Origin of the sequence: Streptomyces sp. NBC_00670, from assembly GCF_036226765.1 — a bacterium.
Lineage (GTDB): Bacteria > Actinomycetota > Actinomycetes > Streptomycetales > Streptomycetaceae > Streptomyces.
In genome coordinates this window covers 388,421-414,092 of sequence record NZ_CP109017.1, presented here as the reverse complement: position 1 = coordinate 414,092, position 25,672 = coordinate 388,421, and the positions used below count along the sequence as shown (strand labels likewise).

Annotated in this window: 19 protein-coding genes; 7 read left to right on the top strand and 12 right to left on the bottom strand. The window is 73.3% G+C overall.

Annotated features, from left to right (window positions below):
- Window positions 1–22: 22 nt before the first annotated feature.
- The 3 genes from OIE12_RS01715 to OIE12_RS01705 are packed head-to-tail and all read left to right on the top strand — an operon-like array spanning window position 23 to window position 2,852.
- Window positions 23–1,036 carry an ABC transporter substrate-binding protein gene (locus OIE12_RS01715; RefSeq protein WP_329130913.1) on the top strand — a complete coding sequence of 338 codons (1,014 nt, stop codon included), beginning with the start codon at window positions 23–25 and terminating at the stop codon, window positions 1,034–1,036.
- Window positions 1,033–2,046, top strand: a complete 1,014-nt coding sequence (locus tag OIE12_RS01710; RefSeq protein ID WP_329130911.1) for a FecCD family ABC transporter permease — start codon at window positions 1,033–1,035, stop codon at window positions 2,044–2,046. Before OIE12_RS01715 ends, OIE12_RS01710 begins: the two co-directional genes overlap by 4 nt.
- Window positions 2,043–2,852, top strand: coding sequence for an ABC transporter ATP-binding protein (locus OIE12_RS01705; protein WP_329130909.1), 810 nt, complete (start codon window positions 2,043–2,045; stop codon window positions 2,850–2,852). The genes OIE12_RS01710 and OIE12_RS01705 overlap by 4 nt, the downstream gene beginning before the upstream one ends.
- Here the strand turns inward: OIE12_RS01705 and OIE12_RS01700 are convergent.
- The 5 genes from OIE12_RS01700 to OIE12_RS01680 form a co-directional block, all read right to left on the bottom strand.
- Window positions 2,843–4,357 carry an MFS transporter gene (locus tag OIE12_RS01700; RefSeq protein WP_443053744.1) on the bottom strand — a complete coding sequence of 505 codons (1,515 nt, stop codon included), beginning with the start codon at window positions 4,355–4,357 and terminating at the stop codon, window positions 2,843–2,845. The genes OIE12_RS01705 and OIE12_RS01700 overlap by 10 nt on opposite strands.
- A gap of 144 nt (window positions 4,358–4,501) precedes the next feature.
- The gene (locus tag OIE12_RS01695) at window positions 4,502–6,109 is read right to left on the bottom strand and encodes an MFS transporter (RefSeq protein WP_329130905.1); all 1,608 of its coding nucleotides are present in this window, start codon (window positions 6,107–6,109) and stop codon (window positions 4,502–4,504) included.
- A gap of 183 nt (window positions 6,110–6,292) precedes the next feature.
- A complete protein-coding gene (locus OIE12_RS01690; RefSeq protein WP_443053743.1) occupies window positions 6,293–8,683 on the bottom strand; it encodes an ATP-binding cassette domain-containing protein in 2,391 nt (796 codons plus the stop codon).
- A 142-nt stretch (window positions 8,684–8,825) separates the two neighbouring features.
- Window positions 8,826–9,812, bottom strand: a complete 987-nt coding sequence (locus tag OIE12_RS01685; RefSeq protein WP_329130903.1) for a helix-turn-helix domain-containing protein — start codon at window positions 9,810–9,812, stop codon at window positions 8,826–8,828.
- Window positions 9,809–10,618 (bottom strand): peptidoglycan-binding protein, encoded by an 810-nt coding sequence (locus tag OIE12_RS01680; RefSeq protein WP_329130901.1) that lies wholly within the window; start codon window positions 10,616–10,618, stop codon window positions 9,809–9,811. The genes OIE12_RS01685 and OIE12_RS01680 overlap by 4 nt, the downstream gene beginning before the upstream one ends.
- A 338-nt stretch (window positions 10,619–10,956) precedes the next feature.
- Here OIE12_RS01680 and OIE12_RS01675 point away from each other — a divergent pair, with 338 nt between their 5' ends.
- A complete protein-coding gene (locus tag OIE12_RS01675; RefSeq protein ID WP_329130899.1) occupies window positions 10,957–11,403 on the top strand; it encodes a peptidoglycan-binding domain-containing protein in 447 nt (148 codons plus the stop codon).
- A gap of 126 nt (window positions 11,404–11,529) precedes the next feature.
- Here the strand turns inward: OIE12_RS01675 and OIE12_RS01670 are convergent, their stop codons facing one another.
- From OIE12_RS01670 to OIE12_RS01640, 7 genes are all read right to left on the bottom strand, one after another.
- Window positions 11,530–12,741: a carbohydrate-binding protein gene (locus tag OIE12_RS01670; protein ID WP_329130897.1), complete on the bottom strand. Its 1,212-nt coding sequence runs from the start codon at window positions 12,739–12,741 to the stop codon at window positions 11,530–11,532.
- A gap of 337 nt (window positions 12,742–13,078) precedes the next feature.
- Window positions 13,079–13,282, bottom strand: a complete 204-nt coding sequence (locus tag OIE12_RS01665) for a cold-shock protein (protein ID WP_329130895.1) — start codon at window positions 13,280–13,282, stop codon at window positions 13,079–13,081.
- A gap of 178 nt (window positions 13,283–13,460) precedes the next feature.
- The gene (locus OIE12_RS01660) at window positions 13,461–14,126 is read right to left on the bottom strand and encodes a response regulator transcription factor (protein WP_329130893.1); all 666 of its coding nucleotides are present in this window, start codon (window positions 14,124–14,126) and stop codon (window positions 13,461–13,463) included.
- A gap of 26 nt (window positions 14,127–14,152) precedes the next feature.
- Window positions 14,153–15,313 (bottom strand): sensor histidine kinase, encoded by a 1,161-nt coding sequence (locus tag OIE12_RS01655; RefSeq protein ID WP_329130891.1) that lies wholly within the window; start codon window positions 15,311–15,313, stop codon window positions 14,153–14,155.
- A 164-nt stretch (window positions 15,314–15,477) separates the two neighbouring features.
- Window positions 15,478–17,811: an MMPL family transporter gene (locus OIE12_RS01650; protein ID WP_329130889.1), complete on the bottom strand. Its 2,334-nt coding sequence runs from the start codon at window positions 17,809–17,811 to the stop codon at window positions 15,478–15,480.
- Between the two features lie 189 nt (window positions 17,812–18,000).
- A complete protein-coding gene (locus OIE12_RS01645; protein WP_329130887.1) occupies window positions 18,001–20,679 on the bottom strand; it encodes a glycoside hydrolase family 97 catalytic domain-containing protein in 2,679 nt (892 codons plus the stop codon).
- Between the two features lie 143 nt (window positions 20,680–20,822).
- Window positions 20,823–22,460 (bottom strand): protein kinase domain-containing protein, encoded by a 1,638-nt coding sequence (locus OIE12_RS01640; protein WP_329130885.1) that lies wholly within the window; start codon window positions 22,458–22,460, stop codon window positions 20,823–20,825.
- A gap of 422 nt (window positions 22,461–22,882) precedes the next feature.
- Between OIE12_RS01640 and OIE12_RS01635 the strand changes: the two genes are divergently transcribed.
- The 3 genes from OIE12_RS01635 to OIE12_RS01625 are packed head-to-tail and all read left to right on the top strand — an operon-like array spanning window position 22,883 to window position 25,596.
- Complete coding sequence (locus OIE12_RS01635; protein WP_329130884.1) at window positions 22,883–23,725, top strand: SGNH/GDSL hydrolase family protein; 843 nt, start codon at window positions 22,883–22,885, stop codon at window positions 23,723–23,725.
- Between the two features lie 41 nt (window positions 23,726–23,766).
- Complete coding sequence (locus tag OIE12_RS01630) at window positions 23,767–25,002, top strand: acyltransferase family protein (RefSeq protein ID WP_443053742.1); 1,236 nt, start codon at window positions 23,767–23,769, stop codon at window positions 25,000–25,002.
- 48 nt (window positions 25,003–25,050) lie between these two features.
- Window positions 25,051–25,596 (top strand): GerMN domain-containing protein, encoded by a 546-nt coding sequence (locus OIE12_RS01625; RefSeq protein WP_329130880.1) that lies wholly within the window; start codon window positions 25,051–25,053, stop codon window positions 25,594–25,596.
- Window positions 25,597–25,672 lie beyond the last annotated feature (76 nt).

Below are 25,672 nucleotides of genomic sequence, written 5' to 3'. Positions count from 1 at the left end.
GCCCCGACAATCGAGGCGTTCCATGTTCCGTCGTGCCGCGCTGTTCGTCGCCCCTGTCCTTCTCGTCACCGCCTGCGCCGGCTCCGGCGTCCCAAGCGGCGGGGACACCGAGGGCGCCGTCACCCTCACCAACTGCGGGCACAAGGTGACCCTGAAGTCGCCGCCGCAGCGTGCCGTCTCCCTCAATCAGGGCACCACCGAGATCCTGCTCGCCCTCGGTCTCGCCGACCGCATGGCCGGGACCGCCACCTGGACCGACCCCGTGATGAAGGGACTGGAGAAGCAGAACGCCACCGTGCCGAGGCTGGCCGACAACAACCCCTCCTTCGAGAAGGTGCTGGACGCCGAACCCGACTTCGTCACCGCCTCGTTCGTCTCCACGCTCGGCAAGGGCGGCGTGGCCACCCGCGGCCAGTTCGAGGAACTCGGCGTGCCCACTTACGTCTCGCCCTCCGACTGCGCCGCCGGCAAGGACAACGACAGCGGCGGCGACGGCTCCCGCAGCACGCCGCTCACCCTCGACACCGTGTACGGGGAGATACGCGACCTGGCCCGTGCCTTCGGCGTCGACGCGCGGGGGGAGAAGCTCGTGGCGCGGCTGAAGAAGCGGGTCACGGACGCCACCGACGGGCTCGACGCCTCCGGTGTCTCCCTCATGTACTGGTTCGCCAACTCCCAGTCGCCCTATCTGGCCGGCTGCTGCGGCGCCCCCGGCGCCATCACCCGTGCCGTCGGCGCGGAGAACGTCTTCGACGACACGCACGACGAGTGGCCGCAGATCAACTGGGAGACCGTCGCCGACCGCGACCCGGACGTCCTGGTGATCGGCGATCTGACGCGCAAGTCGCAGACGGCGGAGTCCGCCAAGGCCAAGATCCGGTTCCTGGAGAGCAACCCCGCCACCCGCCATCTCACCGCCGTCCGCGAGAAGCGCTACGTCCTGCTCAGCGGGCAGGCGATGAACCCTTCCCTGCGCACCGTCGAGGGCATCGAGCAGGTCGCCGCGGGGCTGCGCGACTTCGGGCTCGCGAAGTGAGCGCGCGGGTCGCGCTGCTGACGGGTGGGGGGCTGCTGGCGCTGGCCGTGTCGGTCGCGCTCGCCGTGACCATCGGGCCCGCCGACATCTCGGCGGCGGACGTGTGGGCGTCGGTCGCCTCGCACGTCGGCCTGGGAGAGAGCGCGCTCGCGCCGCTGCGGGACGGCATCGTGTGGAACCTGCGGATGCCGCGCACGCTGCTGGCCGCGGTGTGCGGGGCGGGGCTCGCGCTGTGCGGGGCGGTGATGCAGTCGCTGCTGCGCAATCCGCTGGCCGACCCGTTCGTTCTCGGCGTCTCCTCCGGTGCCTCCACCGGGGCGGTCGCGGTGGTCGTCCTCGGGGTGGGCGGAGGAGCGGTGTCGCTGTCGGCGGGCGCGTTCGTCGGGGCGCTGCTGTCGTTCGCTCTGGTGCTGCTGCTCAGCCACAGCCTGGGCGGCAGCACGGACCGGGTGGTGCTCTCCGGGGTCGCCGCCATGCAGCTGTTCTCCGCACTGACCTCCTTCGTCGTGCTGACGTCGGCGGACGCCGAGACCACCCGGGGCGTGCTGTTCTGGCTGCTCGGCTCGCTGACCGGCGCGGGCTGGTCGGAGGTGCTGCTGTGCTCCGGCGTGCTCGGCGTCGTCCTGCTGGTCTGCCTCGGCCACGCCCGCACCCTGGACGCGTTCGCCTTCGGTGAGGAGGCCGCCGCGGGGCTCGGCGTACGGGTGGCGCGCGCCCGCCTCGTCCTGCTGTGCGCGACCGCGCTGCTCACCGCCGCCCTGGTGAGCTGCGCCGGGGCGATCGGCTTCGTCGGCCTGGTGCTGCCGCACGCCACCCGGGTGCTCACCGGCTCCGGGCACGCCCGACTGCTGCCCGTCACCGCGCTGGCGGGCGCCGTCTTCCTGGTGTGGGTCGACACCGCGGCCCGTACGGTGCTGGACCCGCAGGAGGTGCCGGTCGGCGTCGTCACCTCCCTCATCGGCGTCCCGGCCTTCGTGGCCGTGCTGTACCGGGACCGGAGGAAGGCATGAGCGGGCAGGCGGGGGAGTGTACGGAGGGACTGGCCGCCGAGCGGGCCACGCGCCGCACCGACGGCCGGCTCCTGGTCGACGGGGTCACGCTCACCCTGCGCCCCGCGGAGACCGTCGGCCTGCTCGGCCCCAACGGCTCCGGGAAGTCCACCCTGCTGCGGCTGCTCGCCGGGGTCCTGGCCCCGACCGCCGGTGTCGTCACCCTCGACGGGCGGGAGCTGTCCCGGGTCGGCCGCCGTGCCGTCGCCCGCCGGATCGCCACCGTCGAACAGCACGCGCACACCCAGACCGAGCTGACCGTCCGCGAGGTCGTCGCCCTGGGCCGCATCCCGCACCGCCGCGCCTGGACGACGCCCACGGACGCCGACGCCCGGGCCGTCACCGAGGCCCTGGAACGCACCGGACTGACCGGCCGGGCCGGCCAGTCCTGGCACACCCTGTCCGGCGGCGAACGCCAGCGCGCCCAGATCGCCCGGGCGCTGGCCCAGGAGCCGCGCGAGCTCCTGCTGGACGAGCCCACCAACCACCTCGACATCCAGCACCAGCTCGACCTGCTCGACCTCGTCGCCGGGCTGCCCGTCACCACGGTGATCGCCCTGCACGACCTCAACCTCGCCGCGATGTACTGCGACCGGCTGCTGGTCCTGGCGGAGGGGCGCGCGGTCGCGGAGGGGACCCCGGGAGAGGTGCTCACCCCCGCGCTCATCAAGCGGGTGTACGGGGTGCGTGCCGAGGTCCAGGAGGGGCCCGGGCATCCCGTCGTCCGCTTCCTGCGGCGGGCGGGCGGTGGCCGGGGTCAGCCCTGACCGGGGTGGGCGTGGCTGTGGGACACCTCGGGCGCGCAGGGGTCGTGCTTCTCGGCCCTGCGGTCCCGCAGCCAGTCGAGTACGGCCAGGACCAGCGCGCCCAGTATCGGCAGCAGGCCGGACCCGATGGCGACCGCGACGGCGGTGCGGTAGTGGTGGCCGGCGTGCCCCAGCACCATGTAGAACAGCCCGGGCAGGGCCGCCGTACCGACGGCTCCGCCCAGCCGCTGCCCGGTCTGCAGCGCGCCCCCGGCCGCGCCCGCCATCCGCACCGGCACGTCCCGCAGCGTCATGGTGATGTTGGGCGAGATGACGCAGCCACTGCCCAGCCCGCCGACGAGGAGCGCCGGGGCCGCCCACCACACCGCGGCCCCGCCGGACATCAACCGCAGCACGGCGACCGCCGTGCCCAGGCCCACCAGGACACCGACGAGCCCGCACACCGTCAGCAGCCGGCCGAGCCGTTCCACCAGCCGTCCGGACACCACCGCGCCGAGTGCCGAACCGAGGGCGAACGGGGTCACCGCGAGCCCGGAGCGCAGCGGCGAGTAGCCCTCGCCGTTCTGGAAGAACAGCGCGAACACCAGCCACACCCCGCTGAAGCCCACGAAGTACAGGGTGGCGATGGCCGCCCCCGCCGCGTACCCGCGGGTGGAGGTGACCAGCCGGGGATCCAGCAGCGGCTGCCCGTCACGGGCGCCGACCCGCCACTCCCAGCGGGCGAAGGCCACAAGGAGCGCCACGCCGACGAGGAACAGCCACCACAGCCGCCGTACGCCGCCGGACTCGGCCATCACCAGCGGCAGCATCACGGCCAGGACGCCCGCGCCGAGCAGCGCGATCCCGGGCAGGTCGAGCCGTTCGCGCCGGCCGGGCTTCACGTGGGGCAGCAGTCGCAGGCCGAGTACGAGCGCGAGGGCGCCGACGGGCACGTTGAGGTAGAACAGCCAGCGCCAGCCCTCCTCCCCGCCGGCCAGGGTGAGGACCAGCCCGCCGACCACGGGGCCGACCGCGCTGGAGATGCCGACGGTCGCCCCGAACAGACCGAACGCCCGGCCGCGTTCGGCGCCCCGGAACAGCTGCTGGATGAGCGCCGAGTTCTGCGGCGCCAGACAGCCGGCGGCGGCGCCCTGCGCCAGCCGGGCCACGACCAGCAGCGTCACGTCGGGTGCCGCGCCCGCCGCCGCGCTGCACAGCACGAAGGCGGTGAGGGCCAGCAGGAAGATGCGGCGCCTGCCGAGGGCGTCCCCGAGCCGGCCCGCGGCGACCAGGACCAGGGCGAACGTCAGCGCGTAACCGGAGACCACCCACTGGATGGCCGGGGCCGAGGTGTGCAGCTCGCGCTGCATGGAGGGCAGGGCGACGGCGACGATGGTGACGTCCAGCAGGCTCATGAAGCCGGCCACCAGGGTCACCGACAGGGCCTTCCACCGCCTGGGGTCGGCCCCCTCGGCCGTGTCCGCGGGGTGCCCGCCCCGTTCCTCCGCCTGCGCGCGCACGCCCACCCGAGCTCCCTTTCGCCGTCGCGGCACCGGCCGCGGGGTGTCCGTACCCCGCGGCCGGTGGGCCGCGCTCCACATTCCGCGACGGGTATCCCGTGACCACGGCTTACACTCCGGTCCACCGCGGTCACGGGGAAGGGCGGGCGGTCAGCCGACCTCGGCGTGCTCCTCGGAGCGGGCCTCCTCGGCGGGCTGCCCGTCCGCCGCGCGGGCCCTGCGGCCGGGCAGCACCGCGAGGACGATCAGCGCACCGGCGGCCATGATGATCCCGCCGATCAGGCTGGTGTGCGCCACGCCGTGGGCGAAGGCCTCGTGCACGGCGTCGACCAGGGCCCGGGCCTGCTGGGGTCCGCCGCTCGGGTTCTTGGCCACCTGTCCGGCGACCGCGAGCCCGCCGCCCACCGACTCCCCGGCGGCGTCCAGCGCGGCGGCCGGCAGCCGCCCGCCGATCAACTCGCCCAGCCGGTCCTGGTACGCCGTGCCGAGGAGCGAGCCGAGGACGGCGATGCCGAGCGCGCCGCCCAGCTCCAGCGAGGTGTCGTTGGCGCCGCCGCCCACGCCCAGCTCCGACTCCGGGAAGGAGCCCATGATCGTGTCGGTGGCGGGGGAGACGCTCAGGCCGATGGCGAAGCCGAGCAGCAGCAGCGACGGCACGAAGTCGGCGTAGGTGGCGTCCGCGCCGATCGTGGTGAGCAGGAAGACGCTCACCGTGCCGATGACCATCCCGGGCACCACCATCGCCTTCACCCCGAGCCTCGGGGTGAGCCGGCCGGTCACGGCGGCGCCGACGAACACCGCGCCGGCCAGCGGCAGCAGCCGGACGCCGGTCTCCAGGGGACCGTAGCCGAGGACGAACTGCAGGAACTGCGTGAGGTAGTAGATCGAGCCGTAGGCGCCGAAGAAGAAGAACAGCACCGCGATCATAGAGCCCGCGAAGGGGCGCCGGGTGAACCGGCGGACGTCCAGCATGGGGTGCGGGTGCCGCAGCTCCCACAGGGCGAAGACGACGAGACCCACGCCCGCGACCACGGCCGCCGTGACCGGCCCCGCGCCCCAGCCGAAGTGCGGGCCCTCGATGATGGCGTACACCAGGGCGCCGACGGAGACGATGGACAGCAGACCGCCCACGTAGTCGATCCGGCCCATGTCCCGGGCCCGGGACGGCGGGACGAGGACGAGCGCGCCGAGCACGGCGACGACGGCTATGGGCACGTTGACCAGGAACGTCGAGCCCCAGGCGTGACTCTCCAGGAGCCGTCCCGCGACCAGCGGGCCGACCGCGATGGCCAGCCCCGAGGTGGCGGTCCAGGCGGTGATCGCCCGGGCCCGCTCCCCCTTGGGGAAGACCGCGACCAGCAGCGAGAGCGTGGCCGGCATGACCACGGCCGCGCCCACGCCCATGACCGCGCGGGCGGCGATGACCAGCCCGGTGTCGTGCACCAGGCTGCCCATCACCGAGCCGCCCGCGAAGATCAGCAGCCCGGTGACGAGCGCGCCCCGGCGGCTGTACTTGTCGCCGATCGCGCCGAGCACCAGCATCAGCGCGGCGTACGGGACGGTGTAGCCGTCGATGACCCATTGCAGGTCGCTGCTGCTGAGGTGCAGATCGGCGGTCATGTCCGGGGCGGCGACGATCAACGACGTGTTGGCCATGACCACGAGCAGCAGGCTCAGACACAGCACGAGCAGTGCCCACCAGCGCCGTGGGTAGGGGCCGGTCATCTTCTCCACCGGTGTGTTCGCCATGAGCGGCATCGAGGGCTCCAGAAGCAGAGTGAGCGTCGGACAGTAAGTTGCCCATCGATGTGCAGATTAGTTTGTTGCCCACGAGTGTGCAAATAGAGCCGGTCTCGGCGGGTATCGGGTGCGAGAGCCCCGTAAACACCCGACCGGCCGCCCCCGTGACGGGGACGGCCGGTCCGGAAAGCGATCGGGCGGTCAGGCGCCGACGTACGCCGCGAGGTGCTCGCCGGTGACGGTGGAGCGGGCCGCGACCAGGTCGGCCGGGGTGCCCTCGAAGACGATCCGGCCGCCGTCGTGACCGGCCCCGGGACCCAGGTCGATGATCCAGTCGGCGTGCGCCATCACCGCCTGGTGGTGCTCCACGACGATCACCGACTTGCCCGAGTCGACCAGCCGGTCCAGCAGACCCAGCAGCTGCTCGACGTCGGCGAGGTGCAGGCCGGCGGTCGGCTCGTCCAGGACGTACACACCGCCCTTGTCGCCCATGTGCGTGGCCAGCTTCAGCCGCTGCCGCTCGCCGCCGGACAGCGTGGTCAGCGGCTGGCCCAGGGTGAGGTAGCCGAGCCCGACGTCGGACAGCCGCTGAAGGATCCGGTGCGCCGCCGGGGTGCGCGCCTCGCCCGCCGCGAAGAACTCCAGCGCCTCGGACACCGGCAGCGCCAGCACCTCGCTGATGTCCCGGCCGCCGAGCCGGTACTCCAGCACCGACGCGTCGAACCGCTTCCCGTCGCACTCCTCGCAGGTGGTCGCCACACCGGCCATCATCGCCAGGTCCGTGTAGACGACACCGGCGCCGTTGCAGGTGGGGCAGGCGCCCTCCGAATTGGCGCTGAACAGCGCCGGCTTCACGCCGTTGGCCTTGGCGAACGCCTTACGGACCGGCTCGAGCAGCCCCGTGTACGTCGCCGGATTGCTGCGCCGCGAGCCGCGGATCGCGCCCTGGTCCACCGACACCACGTCCGCGCCGGCCGGGATCGACCCGTGGACGAGGGAACTCTTGCCGGACCCGGCGACGCCCGTGACGACGGTGAGCACACCGAGCGGGATGTCCACGTCCACGTTCCGCAGGTTGTGCGCGTCGGCCCCGCGGACCGGGAGCGAGCCGGTCGGCGTGCGCACGCTCTTCTTCACGGACGCCCGGTCGCCGAGGTGGCGCCCGGTGAGCGTGCCGCTCGCCCGCAGCCCCTCGACGGTGCCCTCGAAGCACACGGTGCCGCCCGCCGCGCCGGCGCCGGGGCCGAGGTCGACGACGTGGTCGGCGATCGCCACGACCTCCGGCTTGTGCTCCACGACGAGCACCGTGTTCCCCTTGTCCCGCAGCCGCAGCAGCAGGGTGTTCATCCGCTGGATGTCGTGCGGGTGCAGCCCGGTGGTGGGCTCGTCGAAGACATAGGTGACATCGGTGAGCGAGGAGCCCAGGTGGCGGATCATCTTGGTGCGCTGCGCCTCGCCGCCCGACAGCGTGCCCGCCGGCCGGTCCAGGGAGAGGTAGCCGAGACCGATCTCCGTGAACGAGTCGAGGGTGTGCCGCAGCGAGTCGAGCAGCGGGGCCACCGAGGGCTCCTTCAGACCGCGCACCCAGGTGGCGAGATCGCTGATCTGCATCGCGCAGGCGTCCGCGATGCTCACGCCGTCGATCGTCGACGACCGGGCCTCGGCGCTCAGCCGGGTGCCGTCGCACTCGGGACAGGTGGCGAAGGTGACCGCGCGGTCCACGAACGCCCGGATGTGCGGCTGCATGCCCTCGCGGTCCTTGGCCAGCATCGACTTGCGGAGGCGCGGCAGCAGACCCTCGTAGGTCATGTTGATGCCCGCGATCTTCATCCTCGTCGGCTCGCGGTGCAGGAAGTCGGCCAGCTCCCGCTTGGTGTACGCGCGGATCGGCTTGTCCGGGTCGACCAGGCCCGACTCGCTGTACAGCCGGTGGTTCCAGCCGCCCGACTTGTAGCCCGGCACCTCCAGGGCGCCCTCGTTGAGGGACTTGGTGTCGTCGTAGAGCTGCGTCAGGTCGAAGTCCTGGACCGTGCCCCGGCCCTCGCAGCGCGGGCACATGCCGCCGGTGATGCGGAAGCTGCGGCGCTCCTTCACCTTCTGCCCGCCGCGCTCGACGGTGACCGCGCCCGCCCCGCTGATCGAGGCGACGTTGAAGGAGTACGCCTTGGGGGAACCGATGTGCGGCCGCGCGAGGCGGCTGAAGAGGATGCGGAGCATCGCGTGGGCGTCGGTCGCGGTGCCGACGGTGGAGCGGGGGTCGGCGCCCATCCGCTGCTGGTCGACGATGATCGCGGTGGTCAGCCCGTCGAGCACGTCGACCTCGGGACGGGCGAGGGTCGGCATGAAGCCCTGCACGAACGCGCTGTACGTCTCGTTGATCATCCGCTGCGACTCCGCGGCGATCGTGTCGAACACCAGCGAGCTCTTGCCCGAGCCGGAGACTCCGGTGAACACGGTCAGCCGGCGCTTGGGGATCTCGACGGCGATGTCCTTGAGGTTGTTCTCGCGCGCCCCGTGCACGCGGATCAGATCATGGCTGTCGGCGACGTGCGGCGTGGGCACCTGGTTCTGCGCGCTCGTGTCGATGCTCAAAGGTCTCTCCCTGTTCCCGTCCGAGGTCCCGGGGCCCCCGTCCCGGCCCCCGGCAGCCACACTATGCGGGCGCGGGCGGCCGGGGCTTCTCGAATACTGACCGGTCCGCACCCGGCCGACGCGACTCGGCGCCGGCCGGCGGCTACCGGACGTGGCCCTCGGCGCACTCCCGGGGACCGCCGCCCGCAGGCCGGTAGCAGGCCCGTACGACGGTGCCCGGGCCGGTCGCGGTCATGGCCGTGTACACATAGGTGTCCGCGTCGACCCGGTCGCGCACCTCGGCCCTCCGGGCGGGCCGGCCGTCGTCGCCCGCCTCCATCTCGATCCGGTCGCCGACGTCCGTGCCCCACGCGCGGGCCCAACTGGTCCCGCACACCGTGCTGTGGCGCAGCTCCATCCAGGCGCCGGTGGTCAGGTGACGGGAGGCGAGGGTGACCGGGGAGGAGGCGCAGCGCTGGCGCATCGGGCTCTTCCCCTCGCACCCCTCGCCCCGGCACAGCGGCCCGGTGGCGGGCTCGGCGGAGGGCGCGGAGGGCGCCTTGCGCTGGTGGGGGAGGAGCAGGAGGCCCACCGCCACGACGCCGAAGACGACGGCGCACAGCATCGCGAGCACCGCGAGCAGGGCCACGCCGCGGTGGCCGGACGGTGGAGTCTCGGCGGAGGGGGTCGGTCGGGACCGCGAAGCCCGTGGGGCCGGGTCGGCCTCCGCGGCCGGAGCGCCCGGAGCCGCCCGGGCGGCCGACGCGGCCGGCGGGGCCGACGGGGCGGCCGGTCGGGGCCCGTCCGCCGTCGCCCGCACCGAGGCGTTCGCGCTCGTCCTCCCGGTCGCCTCCCCGGCGCGGCCGCCCCACTCCGACTCCGCGATCTCCCACAGCGCCAGACAGCGCCCCTCCGGCTCGCCGGCCAGTCGGCACAGTGCTCGCACGGCGGGGCGAGGGGGCAGGGCCCTGGCGTTGAGGTACCGCTCCCAGGACGACTTGCTGTACGTGGTCTTCGCCGCGAGCGCCGCCAGGCTCAGTCCGGTACGGATCCGCAACTCCCGTAGCGCGAGCGCGAGCCGGGCGAGCGCGGGAGAAGCCGTCGCGGCCGGCGTGGAGGCCGCCGGCGTCGGCCCTGCCGTCCCGGTCACCCCCGCAGCGCCTTCCAGGTGTGCGGCCCGACCCGGCCGTCCACGACAAGGCCGGAGCGCTTCTGCAGGTCCTTGACCGCGCGCTGGGTGAGCGGGCCGAAGATGCCGTCGATGCCACCGGGCGAGATGCCCGCCCTGCGCAGCAGACACTGCGCCTCGGCCACCTCCGGTCCGACGCTGCCGTACGCCACCTCGGTGCGCCGGGTGCGGCTGTTGCCCGCGTACCAGCGGCCGTCGGCGCGGTGCGGATGGCAACTGTACGAGCGGGCCGACGCGGTCGCCGGCGCGGTGGCCGAGACCGGGCGGGCGGCGGCCGGCCCGCCGTCACCGCCCCGCAGCCGTACGGCCAGCAGGACGGCCGAGAGGAGGGCGAGGACGGCGGCGACGGCACACGCCACCAGCGCGATCCGCAGCGCCCGGGGAGCGCGCGAGGCGGGCGCCTCCGCCGTCACCCGCACCGTCAACTCGCCCTCGTCGGTGTGCCCTTCCGCCCCGTCCTCCGGTGCGACCCCGGGCGCTGCCGGTTTCCGCCCGCGGTCGGAGGCGCGGTTCGCGGCGGCGATCTCCTGGAGGGCCAGCAGGGGAACCGGGTCCGTGCCGGTGAGATGGGCCAGGGCGCGTACGGCCTCCGGGGGCGGGAGGGTGCCGCCGCCCAGGTAGCGTTCCCAGGACTTCGCGCTGTAGCCGGTCCGGTCCGCCAGCCGGGTCAGGCTCAGCCCGGCGCGGTCCTTCAACCGGCGTAATCGGATCACCAACTGCCGTGAGGACGGGTCGAGTTCTGCGGGCAACGGCTTCCAACGGGACATGATCCCCCCACTCGCGCGGACCGTGGTCAGTGGTCGTCGCTGCGTCGCATTCTGCATCAGTGCGCAACTCTCCGCACGGGTATACGACCCCCGGCCGCGTCCGGGAGCCGCCGTAGCCGCCCCGGCCGTCCCGCGGCACCGTCCCGCCGGGCCGCGTCCCCGCAGGTCGAAGGGCGGACCGTCCCGTGTCGTCGTCACGTGGACGTCGACCGTGGCGGTACCCGCTGCGGCCCCGCAGTCTTGCTCCCGTCACCTCCTCGCCGACGGCGCCGAGGTGACGGTCCACGGACCGATCACGACCCGTTCACGACCGATCCCGAAGGACGAAAGAGGCTCACATGCGATCGAACGTCATGGCCAGGACACTCGTCAGTCTCGCCGCCGCGGTCGGCATCGCGGCCGGCGGCCTGGCCACCGCGGGCACCAGCCAGGCGGCCTCCGCACCGGCGTCGCACCCGGTGGCGGGCCTGCAGACCGGTGTGCTCGCGACCCACAACTTCGGCCTGTCCAGCGCCCAGGCGAAGAACGTCCAGCGCTGGCTGCAGACCTACTGGGGTTACACCGACTCCATCGACGGGCAGCTCGGCACCAACAGCTGGAAGGCGTTCCAGCGCTGCCTCAAGGAGTACTGGGGTTACACCGGCGCCATCGACGGCGACCCCGGCACCAACACGATCAAGGCCCTGCAGCGGCTCCTGCAGAACTGGGGCTACACCGGCGCCATCGACGGTGACGCCGGCTCCGGCACCCAGGCCGCGTTCAAGAACTTCGCCAACAACATCTAGTGCCGGAGGCGGCGTCCTGTAGCGAAGGCGACGCCTGGTGTCGAAGGCCCGCTCCCCGCGGTCACACGTCCGCCGCCGCCCGCCGCCCCGGTTCGCCGGGGACGGCGGGCGGCGGCGGACGTCACGTCAGCAGGAGCCCTCGTCCTCCCAGGGGCCCCACTCGGCGGCGCCGGGCTTCTCGTTCTGGGTCCACCACTTGGCCTTCCAGTTGTGCGCGTTGTACGACACCTCGTCGCCCTTGACGTAGACCGCCGACGAGCTCCACGCCGACGTGCAGGCGGTGCCCGGCTGGGACGGCGTCGGGGTGGGCGTGGTCGTGGGCGGGGTGACCCCGGCGAACTTCACCGAGTACTTGGCGAAGTCCCACGCGTTCTGCGCCACGCTGGAGCAGGTGCCCGACGTGCGGCCCCCGTTGTCCGGCGGGCTGCACTGCCGGTCGCGGTTGAGGGACCAGAACGTGAAGCGGTCCATGTGGTGGTTGGTGGCGTAGTCCAGCACCGTCTGGAAGTCGGACTGCGCGAAGTACTCGCCGGTGTCGCTGCGGCCGTTCATGCCGGAGAAGCCCTCGTGGGCGTAGGCGGTCGCCTCGTCCCAGCCGAACGTCGACTGAAGGATCTTGTTGAACTTGGTCAGTGCGTCGGTCTGGGCGGCGGCGCCGTTGAAGCCGCCGTCGAACGGCATGATGGAGAAGTTGTTCGGGGTGAACCCCTGGGACTTCGCCTCGAGCAGCATCTGCTTGCCGAACCAGCCGGTGCCGTCCGCCGTGGTGCCCGCGGTGGTGACGGAGACGTAGAGGCCGGGGTTGTTCTGCTGAAGGATCTTGGCCGCGCCGATCTCGTTCCTGATCGCGGCCGTGTTCTCGTACTCCGGCTCCTCCAGGTCGAAGTCGATGGCGTGCAGCCCGTACTTGGTGATGACCTGCTGGTACGCGGCGGCGGTCGAGGCCGCGTCGGAGCAGGTCTGGCCGAGCTTGGTGCCGCCGTAGCCGCCGATGGAGACGGAGACGTCGCCGCCCTTGGAGCGGATCTTGTTGATCACCGCCTGCACGGCGGTGTCCGAGGAGACCGCGGAGGTGCCGCCCCAGGTGGGGGAGCAGCCGCCGCCGTTGGGCGCGAGGATGAACGCGAGCTGGAAGGCCTTGAGCCCGGTGGCGTCCATGATGGCAGCGGCGTCCGGCGGGTCGTTGTCCAGCGGCATCAGATAGGGGGCGGCCGCGTACCAACGGTTGCTCAGCGCGTTCGTCGCGCCCGAGGCGTTGCCCGCGAGCAGTGCGGTCGAGCCGGCCGCGGCGATTCCGACGGCGGCGGCCGCGCCCAGACATGCGCGAAGACGTCTCACTGTGTGCCTCCAGGTGGGGCTGTGGGGAGTCGTCCCAGCTTGCTGAGCCTGTTGGGGCCACGTCAATAGATTGGACTAGACCAAGTTCGTTTCTCTTCCTCCCGTCTGACCGCCGGTCGGCCCCGACGCCGTAGCACGGGACGGCGACCGGCCGGGCGAGGCCGCACGGCAGCGCGGCCGTGGCCAGCGCGCAGCCGGCCTCCGTCCGGCCGCCCGCAGGGGGCCGGAAAACGGCCGCGGTGCCCGGCGCCCACGCTTTCGCGTGGGGCGGGCACCGCGGTGGTGCTCACGGACGGAGCCGGCGGGGTGCCGGGGCCGTGCGGAGGGGGCGGGGTGGTCAGCCCCGCGTGATGTTCTGTGCCTGCGGTCCCTTCTGTCCCTGTCCGATGTCGAAGGTGACGTTCTCCCCCTCGATCAGCTCGCGGTACCCGCTGCCGTTGATCTCGGAGTAGTGCGCGAAGACGTCCGGGCCCCCGTCGTTCTGGGAGATGAAGCCGAAGCCCTTCTCGGAGTTGAACCACTTCACGGTACCGCTGGCCATACGTTTGGTCCTTCGTTGGTGTCCTGGGGCGAGCCCGTCATGGGCACGCCCCGGCTTCTGCGACGGCAGGAGCCCTGAGCTTTTTTACCCTCCGGCGCCGCGTTTATCCGACCGGCGACACGCCTTCCTGTCACGGTGGTCCCATTCGGACGCGGTCCGGCGTCCGGACCGGGCGGCGTCAGCGCGGCGGCCGGGCCAGCCCCGACCGGTAGGCGATGGCGACCAGTTGGGCCCGGCTGCGGGCGTCCAGCTTGGTCTTGGCCCGCTGGACGTGCGTCCGGACGGTCAGCGGGCTCAGGAACAGCTGTTCGGCGATCTCGGCGTTGGACTTGCCGTCCGCGACCAGCGCCGTCACCTCGCGCTCGCGGGCGGTCAGGACCCCCGCGTCCCTCGTCGTGCCCGCGTCGGCCTCGGGCGTGGCCAGGAAGCGGGTGATGAGGCTGCGGGTGGCCACCGGCGAGAGCAGTGCGTCCCCGGCGGCCACGGTGCGGATGCCGTCGAGCAGGGCCTCGGCGGAGACGTCCTTGCCGAGGAAGCCGCTCGCGCCCACCCGCAGCGCCCGGGCCACGTACTCGTCGGTCTGGAACGTGGTGAGGACGAGGACGCGGGTGTCCGCCAGCTCCGGGTCGGCGCAGATCTCGGAGGCCGCGGCGAGACCGTCGGTGCCGGGCATCCGGATGTCCATCAGAACCACGTCGGGGCGGTGGACGCGGGTCAGCTCGACCGCCCGCGCACCGTCCGCGGCCTCGTCGACCACCTCCATGTCCGAACAGGAGTCGATCAGGATGCGGAAGGTGGCCCGCAGCAGGGTCTGGTCGTCGGCGAGCAGCACACGGATGGTCATGGGCACTCTTCCAGGGATCTCAAGGGTCAGGAAGCCAAAGGGAGTTCGGCGGAGACGGCGAAGCCGCCCCCGGGGCGGTGCCCCGCCCGGAGGCTGCCGCCCGCGGTCCGGGCCCGCTCGCGCATGCCGATCAGCCCGAACCCGCCGCCGGGCGCCGGAGAGTGCGGGACGGCCCCGCCGTCGTCGCTGACGGTGAGGGTCAGCCGGTCGTGGGAATAGGCGAGGCGGACCTCCGCGGCGCCGGCGGCGGTGTGCTTGGTGACGTTGGTCAGCGCCTCCTGCACGATGCGGAACGCGGTCAGGTCCGCCCCCGGCGACAGCGGCCGTTCCTCCCCGTCGACCGCGATGCCGACCCGGAGCCCGGCGGCGGCGAACGCGGCGGCCAGCTCCGGGAGCCGGGCCAGCCCGGGAGAGGGCTCCAGGGAGTCGTCCGGGTCGTCGGACTGGCGCAACAGGCCCACGGTGGACTGCAGTTCGCGCAGCGCCGAGGAGGTGGTGGTGCCCAGCTCGGAGAGGATCTCCGCCGCCTGCTCGGGGCGCGTGCGCACGAGATGGGCGGCGGTTCCGGCCTGGGCGTTGGCCAGGGCCATGTGGTGGGCGACGACGTCGTGCAGCTCGCGGGCGATGCGGACACGCTCCTCGGCGACCCGCCGGCGCGCCTCCTCCTCGCGGGTGCGTTCGGCGTGCTCGGCGCGGGTGCGCACCGCCTCCAGATAGGCCCGCCGCGCCCGTACGGCCGAGCCCTGGACCACCGGCAGCGCGGTCCAGAAGGCCGTGAGGACCACCGTCTGGGCCCACGGCTGGTCGTTGGGCCCCGGCGGCAGCGTCGGCAGCACGATCAGCGCGAAGGCGGCCAGCCAGTACGCGCGGGCGAGCCGTTCGGGGTTGCGCACGGCCAGTTCGTACAGGGCGACGATGACGGGGATCAGCAGGAGCGCGGAGACCTCCGTGCTCAGAGCGGCCGCCGCGCCGGTACAGAGCGCGACGACGAGCAGGACCGGCCGCGGGTGTCCGCGGCGCCACAGCAGGGAGCAGCACGCGGTGGTGCTCGCGGCGACCGCCCCGGGCCAGCGGCCGTGACCGGACCCGATGCCCTGGGCCGCGGTGACGACGAGCAACAGCAGCAGGAAGGCCGACTCGACGAGGCGGGGGTGGCGGTCGGCGAACCGTCGCCAGCTGGTGAGCATGGTTCTCTCCGGTGGGGGTGAGGTGGGGCCATGGTGGGTCACCCGGCGGCCCACGCGCCAGCCGCCGCTCTGCCGCCGGCGGAGTCGCCGGACACGGGAGCGGGCCGTCCGTGCTGCGGCACGGACGGCCCTGGACCCGGGGTGCGCGACGGGTCGCGGCCCGGTCAGACGCGTACGGTGTCCCGTGCGCCGTCCTCCGCGGCCGGGGGAGCGGCGGGCCGCCGGGACAGGGCCTCGCCCTCCACGTCGACGCGCGGCAGCAGCCGGGCCAGCGGGCGCGGCAGCCACCAGGCCGCCTTCCCGAGCAGCGCGAGCACCGCCGGCACGAACGCCATGCGCACCACGAACGCGTCGAACAGGACGGCGATGGCCAGACCGAAGCCGACCATCTTGACCAGGGTCTCGCCGCCGGTCATGAATCCGGCGAACACCGCCATCATGATGATCCCGGCCGCCACCACGACCCGGCCGCTGTGCCGGAACCCGCTGACCACGGCCTGCGCGGGCCGCTCCCCGTGCAGGTACGCCTCCCGCATCCGGGACACCAGGAAGACCTGGTAGTCCATGGCGAGACCGAAGACGATGCCCACCAGGAAGATCGGCATCGTGCTCATGATCGGCCCGGTCTGCTCGACGCCGAGGAGCGAGGCGCCGTGGCCGTTCTGGAAGACCGTGACGAGCGCGCCGAACGCGGCGAGCACCGACAGCAGGAAGCCGAGCGCCGCCTTGAGCGGCACCAGCACCGAGCGGAAGACCAGCATCAGCAGCAGGAAGGCCAGGCCCACCACGATCACCAGGTACGGGATCAGGGCGCTCATCATCTTGTCGGCGACGTCGATGTTGAGGGCGGTGGTGCCGGTGACCTCGAAGGTCGCGCCGGTGGCCGACTCGGTCGCGGGGCGCTCGTGGCGGATGGTCTCGACGAGGTCCTCCGTACGTTCGCTGGTGGGCGCGGTGGCCGGCGTGGCCCGCAGCACCGCGGTGTCCTTCGCCTCGTTGAACTGCGGCGGCGTCACCGACACGATGCCGTCGGTACCGGCGATCCGCTTGCCGACCGCCGCCACCGCGCCCTCGGCGTCGTCGGCGTGCCGGGCGTCCACGACGATGGTCAGCGGACCGTTGAAACCGGGGCCGAAGCCCTCGGCGAGGGCGTCGTAGGCGCGGCGCTCGGTGGTCGTCGTGGGCTTGGCCTCGTCGCCGGGCATGCCCAGCCGGAGGTCCATCGCCGGCACGGCCAGCGCGCCCAGGAAGGCGACCGAGGCGACCAGCACCAGCACCGGGCGCCGTACGACGAACCGGCCCCAACGGGCGCTCCACGCACCCGTCCGGTCCGCCTCGCGGGTGCCCTGTCCGTCGGCCCCCGCGGCGGTGCCGTCGACGACCGTCACGCCGCTCGCGGACCGGGTGTGCGCCTCGCTCCCGCGGGACCGGCGGACGAGAGCGCGGATCCGGCCCGCGCGCCGGGCGCCCTCGGCACCCTTCGCGGCCCGGCGGGAGAGGACCGCGTTGGGCCAGAAGCCGAGGAGGGACGGGACCAGCGTCAGCGCGACCAGGACGCCGACCACCACCGTGCCCGCCGCCGTCAGGCCCATCTTCGTCAGCTCGGGCACCCCCACGACCGACAGCCCCGTCAGCGCGATGAACACCGTGAGCCCGGCGAAGACCACGGCGGAACCCGCGGTGCCCACGGCCCGCCCGGTCGCCTCCTCGGGGGCGTGCCCGTGCGCCCGCTCCTCCCGGTAGCGGGAGACCACGAACAGGGCGTAGTCGATCCCGATGGCGATGCCGATCATCATGGCCAGCTCGACGTTGTTCGAGGACAGGCCGAGCGCGCTGCCCAGCGCCATGATCGACGCGATGCTGACGCCCACGCCGACCACCGCGGTGATCAGCGGCAGCCCGGCCGCGGCCAGGGAACCGAAGGTGAGCAGCAGCACCACGGCGGCGACGACGAGGCCGAGGATCTCCCCGATCCCCTCCGACGGGTCGCTCGCCACCGCGCCGCCGCCGGCCTCGACGGTCAGCCCCGTCTCACGGGCCTCGTCGACGGCGTCGAGGAGGTCGTCCTTGCTCGCCCGGCTGACGTCGTCGTCCTTCACCTTGTAGGTGACCGTGGCGTACGCCGTGGAGCCGTCCTTGCTCACGGCCCCTTGGCCGAAGGGGCTCGCCACGTCCGCCACCTGCGGCCCGTCGGACACCGAGGTCACCAGCGCGTCGACGGCGGCACGGTTCGGGGCCGCGGTGATCTTCTGCCCGTCGGGTGCCACGAAGACGATCCGGGCGCTCGCCCCGTCGGCCTCGGCGCCGGGGAACCGTTCGTTGATGAGGTCGAACGCCTTCTGCGACTCGATCCCCGGCATCCCGGAGGAGTCGTCGGACGCCTCGGACGCGTTGAGGGCGCCGAGGCCGACGACGGCCAGGACCGCCACCCACACCAGCGTCACCCACCGGCGTCGTCGGAAGGCCCCACGGCCCAGCCGGTACAAGAAGGTCGCCATGGAAAGGGTCTCCGTATCTCTCTCGGGAACCCCTCAAGGCTGTCCGGGCGGACCCTCTCCCGTCGTCGTCACCGCTGCGGCAATCCGGCTACTGAAGAACGAGTACCTCCGCGCCCCGCACACCGTCCTCAGGCATGACACACGGGGGCCGGTGGCGGTGCTCTCCACACCGCCACCGGCCCCCCCGCCTCACGAGAGCAGCCGCGCGTCACCCCAGTCGGCGTGGTCGGAGTCGACGCCGTCCCCGCCGTCGGTGACCCGCAGCGTCAGCCGCCGCACCCCGCTCACGTCGACATCGAGGGCGCGGGCCGCGTCGGCCGAGGTCAGCACCGGTGTGGTGGCCAGCGTCCGGCCGTCGCCGAGCACCTCGAAGACGACGCTGCCCTTGCCGGCCACCTCGTCGTCCACGCCCACGGCCGCGGTGAACCGCCGGTAGGCGCCGTCCAGATCGACCACGACCTCGCTCGCGGCGTGCACCCCGAGCCCCTTGTCGTGGACGGTGCCCCGGAGGGTGAGCGGCCCGCCGTCGCCCGCGGCCGTCTCCCCGTTGGACAGGTCACGCTCGACAGGGCCCCAGCCGTTGCTCTCCGACACGAACGGCAGGTCGCTGACGTGGTCGACGCCCGGCGGGGAGACGTACGCGCGGACGGTGCGCTCCACCGTCAGTACCCGGGTCCCCGCCCGGTACCTCGCGGTGACCACCAGATCACGGCCGCCCTCCGCGGCGTCCGCCGGGACCTTCACGGTCCAGTGCCCGGCCAGTTCCCCGCCCGTGCTCACCCGGTCGGCGCGGGCCGGGTCCCCCTCGACGGACCAGCCGTCCGGGGTGCGGAGGGTGACGGTGACGTCCTGCGCCGGTCCGGCGTCCTCCACCGCGAAGCGCGCGTCCACGCCGATCGAGGCGCCCGCGTCGACGTCCGCCCTCCCCGGCGACACGGTGAGCGTGGTCAGCGGCAGCCGGGAGACCGGCCGGTCGCAGGTGTCCCGCCCCGGGGCGGCGCGGCACACCAGCGCGGCGAAGCCGCCGTGCTCGTGCGTGGGCACGCGCAGGGTGTCGCGCCGGGTGAGGACGTGCCGCTCGCGGACCAGCCCGTCGTCGCCGTCCCGCACCACCTCCACCAGCCACTTCCCGCCGCCGAGGAAGTCCAGCGGCACCTCCCGCCGCCCGGCGGGCCCGGCGCCGATGCTCCCGAGGAACCACCGGGCGCCCCGCCGCCGGGCGAACGTCGCGTCCTGCCCCGGCTCACCGGACAGCAGCCGCGACTCGTCCCAGACGGTCGGTACCTGTTCCAGGAACCGTTCCAGCTCCGGCCGTTCCCGGTACGCCGCCACCGACCCGGCGAAGTTCTGGAAACCGGACTCGTACACCACCGACAGCGCCAGCTCGGCCGCGTCCGAGACGGTACGGGTGCCGAACTGGAAGCCCATCGGGGTGTAGTCCATCGATCCGACGGCGTTGCGGGTGTACGGCAGCGTCGCGAGGTCGGCGGCCGGGACGTTGCCCTGCTCGGCGCCGTAGACCGCCTCCATCGACATCACCTGCGGCCAGGTCCGCTGGATGCCCTTGGGCAGCGTGGCGCCGTGGAAGTTGACCAGCAGCTTCTCCCGGGCGGTGGCCCGCAGGATGTCGTCGTACCAGGCGAACCGCTCCTGGGAGTCGGAGTCCATGAAGTCGATCTTCAGCCCGGCCGCGCCCCACTTCTTCACCTTCGGCAGGAACGCGTCGCGCTCGGCGGCCGTGTCCAGGTCGGTGTAGTGCACCCAGAGCAGGATGCCGACGCCCCGTGCCCTGGCGTAGTCGATGAGTTGGGGCATCCAGTCGGTGGTCTTCCAGCCGTCGTCCACCAGCGTGTACGGCCAGCCGTGGGCCGCGCTGTAGTCGACGAAGCGCTCCTGGGTGGCGAGGCTGCGCTGGGCGGCGCCGAAGCCGGCCAGCCAGGACCAGGCCACCTTGCCGGGCCGGATCCAGGAGGTGTCGGCGATACGGGAGGGCGGCGCCAGGTCGTCCACCAGGGTCGACTCCGTGACGGTGGCGAGGTCGCCGATCACCGCGGTCCGCCAGGGCGTGGCGAGCGGCCCGGTGGAGGTGACGGAGGCGTCGGCCAGGGCGACCGTGTACTGCGCGCTGCCCTGCCGGTGGACGAGATGGCTGCCGTCGTAGCGGCCGTCCACGTCGGACTCGGTGAGCAGCGCGTACGTGTCGCCCACCCGGAAGAGCGCGGGGTAGGCGTAGGAGCCGTCCGGGGCGTCGGCCGCGCCCGAGGGGGCGAAGGTGCGCTCGTAGTTCGGTGTGTAGGACGACAGCCAGGCCCGCGCGGCGGCGGGCGGCCGGAACGCGGACGCCTCGCGCACCACGGTGACCTCGCCCCGGGCGGGCAGCACGTACCGGTAGGCGACGCCGTCGTCAAAGGCGCGGACGAGGAGGTCCAGGCGGGCCTTCCCGGCGCCGGTGAAGGAGAACCGGGTCTCGGTCGCCCGCACATCGCGGCGCAGTTGCTTGCCGGTGGTCATGGTGTAGTGCTCGGTCACCTGCCGGGTACGCCGTGAGGTGAGCCGCAGCCCCGAGGTGAGGTCGGCGGACCCGGTGACGAGGCCGACGGGGGCGGGTTCGAGCACGGTGGTGGCGCCCTTGCGGGCGGCGAGGGTCACCGTGCCGTCGGCGGGATCGAGGCGGACGGCGGCCGAGACGCCGTCGCGCGCCTTCCCGGGCTGTCTCACGGTCCAACCGCCCCCGTCGCCGCGCCCGTTGCCGTCGGCGACCGCGTGGGCCGGCGGAGCGAGCGGGCCGAGGGCGAGCAGGAAGCCGAGAACGAGAACGGTCCAGGCGGGCAGGAAGGGATGACGCGAACCGGGCGATGCTCTGCGCACCGAGGCCTCCGTCCAGAGACTGACATCGTTGTCCTGTCTGGTTCCGCGAGTACCCTTCCCCTCTCCCGCGCCCCGTCAACCCCCCGCGCCCCCGCGGGCACATGGCCCCGGAGGCGCGGTGAACGGAGAATGGAAGAGGCGGCTCAGTGATCGGTGCCCGTCTGCCAGAGCACGTCGGCGCCGTGCTGGATGGTCACGTTGCCGTTCTCCAGGAACAGCAGGACCGAATTCTCGTGCCCCGAGGTGTTGCTGGCCCACACGGGTTTGCGCTCGGCCGTGTAGACCACGAGGTTCCCGTCCTGCTGAAACTCGGCGGTGTAGTTCTCGCCCGAGGTCCGGCTCGCCCAACGGGCCTTGCCGTTCTCGTCGTAGAGGACGAGGTTGCCGTCCGCCTGCATGATCAGCTTCCGGTTCATGTTCTCCAGGAACTCGCCGACGGCCAGCTTGTGCGGGGCGTTGACGGAGAGGTTCCTCGGCGCGTCCGGGTCCGGGGCGCTCGTCGGCCTGCTGCCGTCCGGGGTGGCCTGCGCGCCGGAGCCGCCGGCCGCCGGGTCCTTCGAGGCGTCGGCCGCCGGTGCCTTCGATCCGCCGGCGGCCTCGCCGGAGCCACGGCCGGCGGCCGCGGACGGCTTCCGCTGCCCGGAGTCGTCCTGCGAGGCCTGGTAGACCAGTGTGCCGGCCACCGCGGCCACCACCACGACCGCCGTGACGGCACCGGCGACGAGGAACCGGTTCCGGCTCCTGCGCGGCGGGGCCGGATACCCGACGACGTCCGGCGCGGGACCGAAGCCGGGGGGCACCGGGGTGCCCGCACCCGGGCCCTGCCCGGGTTCGAACCGCGTGGCCACGACCGTCGGCGCGGCGGCCACGCCTTGGACGAGGTCCTGGCGCACGGCGGCGGTGGCCGCCCCGTTCTCCACCGGCGTGGCCGCCCCGCTCGCGACCAGCGCGCTCTGGTAGGCCGGATGCTGCACGAGGTCGAGGCCCGACGCGCTCATCTCGATGATCCGCTGCGGCGTGGGCCGCTGGGCCGGATCCCGGTGCATGCACGCCGCGATCAGCTCGGCGATCCCCGGGTCCACCCCGCTCAGATCGACGTCCTCGTGCACCGTCCGGTACGAGACCGTCGCCATCGAACCGTCACCGTAGGGCGGACGGCCCGTCACGGCGAAGAGCAGGGTGGCGCCGAGGGCGAAGACGTCGGCGCTGGAACCGGTGTCACCGCTCGTGATGCTCTCCGGCGCCATGTACCCCGGGGTGCCCAGCCAACTGCCGGTCTGGGTGAGTTCGGAGGCGCCGATGGTCCGGGCGATGCCGAAGTCGATCAACTGCGGGCCGGTGGCGGACAGGATGACGTTGTGCGGCTTGATGTCGCGGTGCCACACACCGTGGCCCTGGAGGTCGGCCAGCCCCTCGGCCAGCGCCGCCAGCACGGCCCGGCCCAGCTCCGCCGGGAAGGGGCCGCCGTTCACGACCGCTGCGTGCAGCGTCGGCCCCGGCACGTACTCGGTGGCCAGCCAGTACGGGGGCGTCTCCAGCTCGGCGTCGATCAGGGCGGCGGTGAACGCGCTGCGCACGGTGGCCAGCGTCTCCACCTCGCGGCGGAACCGGCTCATCACCTGCTCGTCGGACTGGAGATGGTCGTTGATGACCTTCACGGCGGCGGGGCGCCCACCCGGTGACCGCGCCAGGTACACCCGACCCATGCCGCCCTGGCCGAGCCTGCGTATCACGCGGTAGCGGCCTATCTGCGCCGGATCCGTCTCATGGTGTGGATGCACCGGGTTCGCCTTCCCTTTGAGCATGTCCCGGAGCCGGCGGGGCACGTGTGGCATCGGCTCGGCTGCGCGTCGACAACGTTCTCCATCGGTTCGGCCGTGCCCACGGGCTTCCGGCACCGAGCGGCTGCCTGGGCCCCTCGTCCACCCTGATGGAGGCAGCGTCATGATAGGCCACGAGCAGGTACCGGTATGACAGACCAGTGGGTAGGTGGGGGTCGTGTCGGGGGCCCAACGGGCGTGCGGGTAAAGGGCGTTGAGGGCCGGCGGCGTATCCGTTCGGGCGCGGTGCGTGACGGCCGCCTTCGTAGTTTTGACGGCCGCCTTCGCGTTGTGTGAGCAATGGATGACAACGGGGCCGAGGGGGCGTTCGGCCTGGTGGGCTTTCCGGCATGCGCAACGAGACGAACTCTTCTCAGGCTGACGTGACTTTCCGCCCCGGCACGGTCACCTCCCGTACCTGGCAACGCCGTCGGGCCCTGTCGGCCGCCGTGCTGCTGGCGGTCACGGGCGCCGTCGCCCTGGCCGGCTGCGGTGACGACGACGGCGACGCGACGGGAAGCAAGGCCGCCGCCTCCTCCACCGGCTCCGCCTCGGCCTCGGGGGCCGGGACGGACAAGAGGGTGCTGTGGGTGGGTGACTCCATCGCGGGCGTCGAGGCCCCGCCGCTCGGCGCGGCCCTCAAGGCGAGCGGCGCCGCCTTCAAGGACGACTCCTCCGACGGCGGCGGCACCGTGGTCGAGGGCGGCAGGATGAGCCGCGCGCTCGCCCGGTCGACCTGGAAGCGACTGCGTGCGGACCTCGCGTCCTTCCACCCCGACGTGCTCGCCTACCAGATCACCACGTACGACTGGGGCACCCCCGCGCAGCAGCGGGCCTCGTACCGGAAACTCGCGAAGACGGCGGAGGAGGCGGGTGCGGACCTCGTGCTGGTGTCCGCGCCGCCGTACAAGATCGACGACTTCTACGCGCCGCACGCCGACGCCATCAAGAGCGCGCCGGCGGCCGCGCGGGCGGTGGCGAAGTCCGGCGCGGGCAACGTGCACTTCCTCGACGCGTCGAAGCTGTGGGGTACCGATGGGGGTGCCGACAGGGCGCAGCGGTCGTCGGACGGGATCCATTCGTGTCAGCAGGGGTCCGCCGCGTTCGCGACGTGGTTCGTCGAGCGGCTGGGGAAGTTGTACGGGTTCGCGCCTGCGGGGCCGGGGGTGTGGGCCAAGGGGGCGTGGGTCGAGGACCGGGGGTACGCCGAGCTGGGGTGCGGGTGAGGCTGGTGCGGTGCGCGGCCCCCTCTCATGAAGGAACCCCAATGGCTCATCAGCGTCTGGCTGATCGTTCTGTCCGCTCTCTCGGTACCGAGCGGCGTGTGCACCTTGCTTCCCTCGACGGGTTGCGGGGGCTGGCTGTCGTGGCTGTGTTGCTCTTTCACGCGGGGCGGTTGCGTGGGGGGTTTCTTGGTGTCGATCTGTTCTTCGTGCTGTCCGGCTTTCTGATCACCGGGCTGCTGATGGGGGAGATCGCGCGGTACGGGCGGGTTCGGGTGGTCGCCTTCTGGGGGCGGCGGGCCCGGCGGCTGTTGCCCGCGCTGGTCGTCATGGGTGTCGTCGGACTGCTGCTGGTGCGGGCCTTCGGCACCCCCGTCCAGCTCGCGTTCGCGCTCGACGACGCGCCCTGGGCGGCGGCGCAGATGGTGAACTGGCACTTCATCACCGAGCGGGTCGGCTACTGGAACGCCTCGGACACCCGGCTCTTCTCCCACCTGTGGAGCATCGCGGTGGAGTGGCAGTTCTACCTGGTCTGGCCGTTGCTGGTCGCACTCGTCGGGCGCGGCCGTGCGGGACAGTGGCGGGTGGCCGGGGTGGCCGTCACGGGTGCGCTCGTCTCCCTCGTCCTGATGGTCCACCTGGGGCAGGCCGTGGACACCACCCGCGCCTACGAGGGCACCGACACCCGGGCGTTCGCGCTGCTGCTCGGCGCCGCGGCCGCCACCCGGCCGGTGATGCGAGTGACCACCCGCATCCCCGGCGCCGTGTCGGACGCGCTGTCCGCGCTGCTGCTCTGCGGGCTCGTGGCCTCCTGGGCACTGACCGACGGACAGCACGCCCCCGGGCTGTTCCGGGGCGGGATGTTCCTGCACTCGCTCGGCGCGGCGCTGCTCATCGCGCTGCTGGCCGGCAGGCCGCGGGGGCGCACCGGACGGGCGGTGGGCAGTGCCGTGCCGGTCCGGCTGGGGGAACTCTCCTACAGCCTGTACCTGTGGCACTGGCCGGTGTACCTGCTGCTGCCCGCGAGCGTGCTCGGTTTCGGCGGGTGGTCCCGGACCGTCGTACTGATCGGTCTGTCGCTGGTGGCGGCCGTGCTGTCCACGCGTCTGGTGGAGGATCCGGTACGGTTCCGGGCGCGCTGGGCGACCGGACGCCGGGGCGTGGCGGCGCTCGTCGTCACGGCCGTCGTCGCGGCGGGGGTGTGGGCGGCGATCCCGAGGCCCCATCCCGGCGCCGGGACGGTGGACGTGGACCGGCTCAACCGGCTGATGGCACCGTAGGCCCGTGCGAGTGCGCGGAGACACGAGTGCGCGGAGGGAGGCGAACGGATGCGGAGAGGGCGAACTCTCGCGGGGCTGTTCCTCGCGGCCGCGGTGCTCGCCGGGTGCGGTGTCACGGACACCGGCCCGACCGCCGCCGGTGCGCCGGCCCGGGGGCAGCGGGCCACGGACGGCACGGGGCTGCTCCGGGTCTACTTCCTCACCCCGCACGGCAGTTGGCCCGTCGCCCGCCCGGCGCCGGACGGGGCCGGGCCCCAGGCCGCGCTCGACGCCCTGCTGGCCGGTCCCACGCACGCGGAACGCGCGCGCGGACTCGTCACCGCCGTGCCCGCCGGCGCCCACGTGGTGCGCGCGCGGGTCTCGGCGGGAACCGTCGACCTGTACCTGCCGTGGCTGGTGGCGGAACTGGACCGGACGGCGGTCAACCAGCTCGTGTGCACGGCCGCCGCCGCGCCGGGCGCACCCGGCGGCGAGAGACCGGCCGACGTGGTCGTCCGCGTCCACGAGTCGGGCATCTCCGGCAACCCGTGGTCCGTCCGGTGCGACGAGAACGGCGCCGCCGCCCCCGTCGGGACGGCGGAGCCGGACCGCTGACCGGCGGACCCGGACCGCTGACGTCCAACGCCCGCAGCCCACGGTGACATGAAGACACCGCAGACGAAACGGAGAA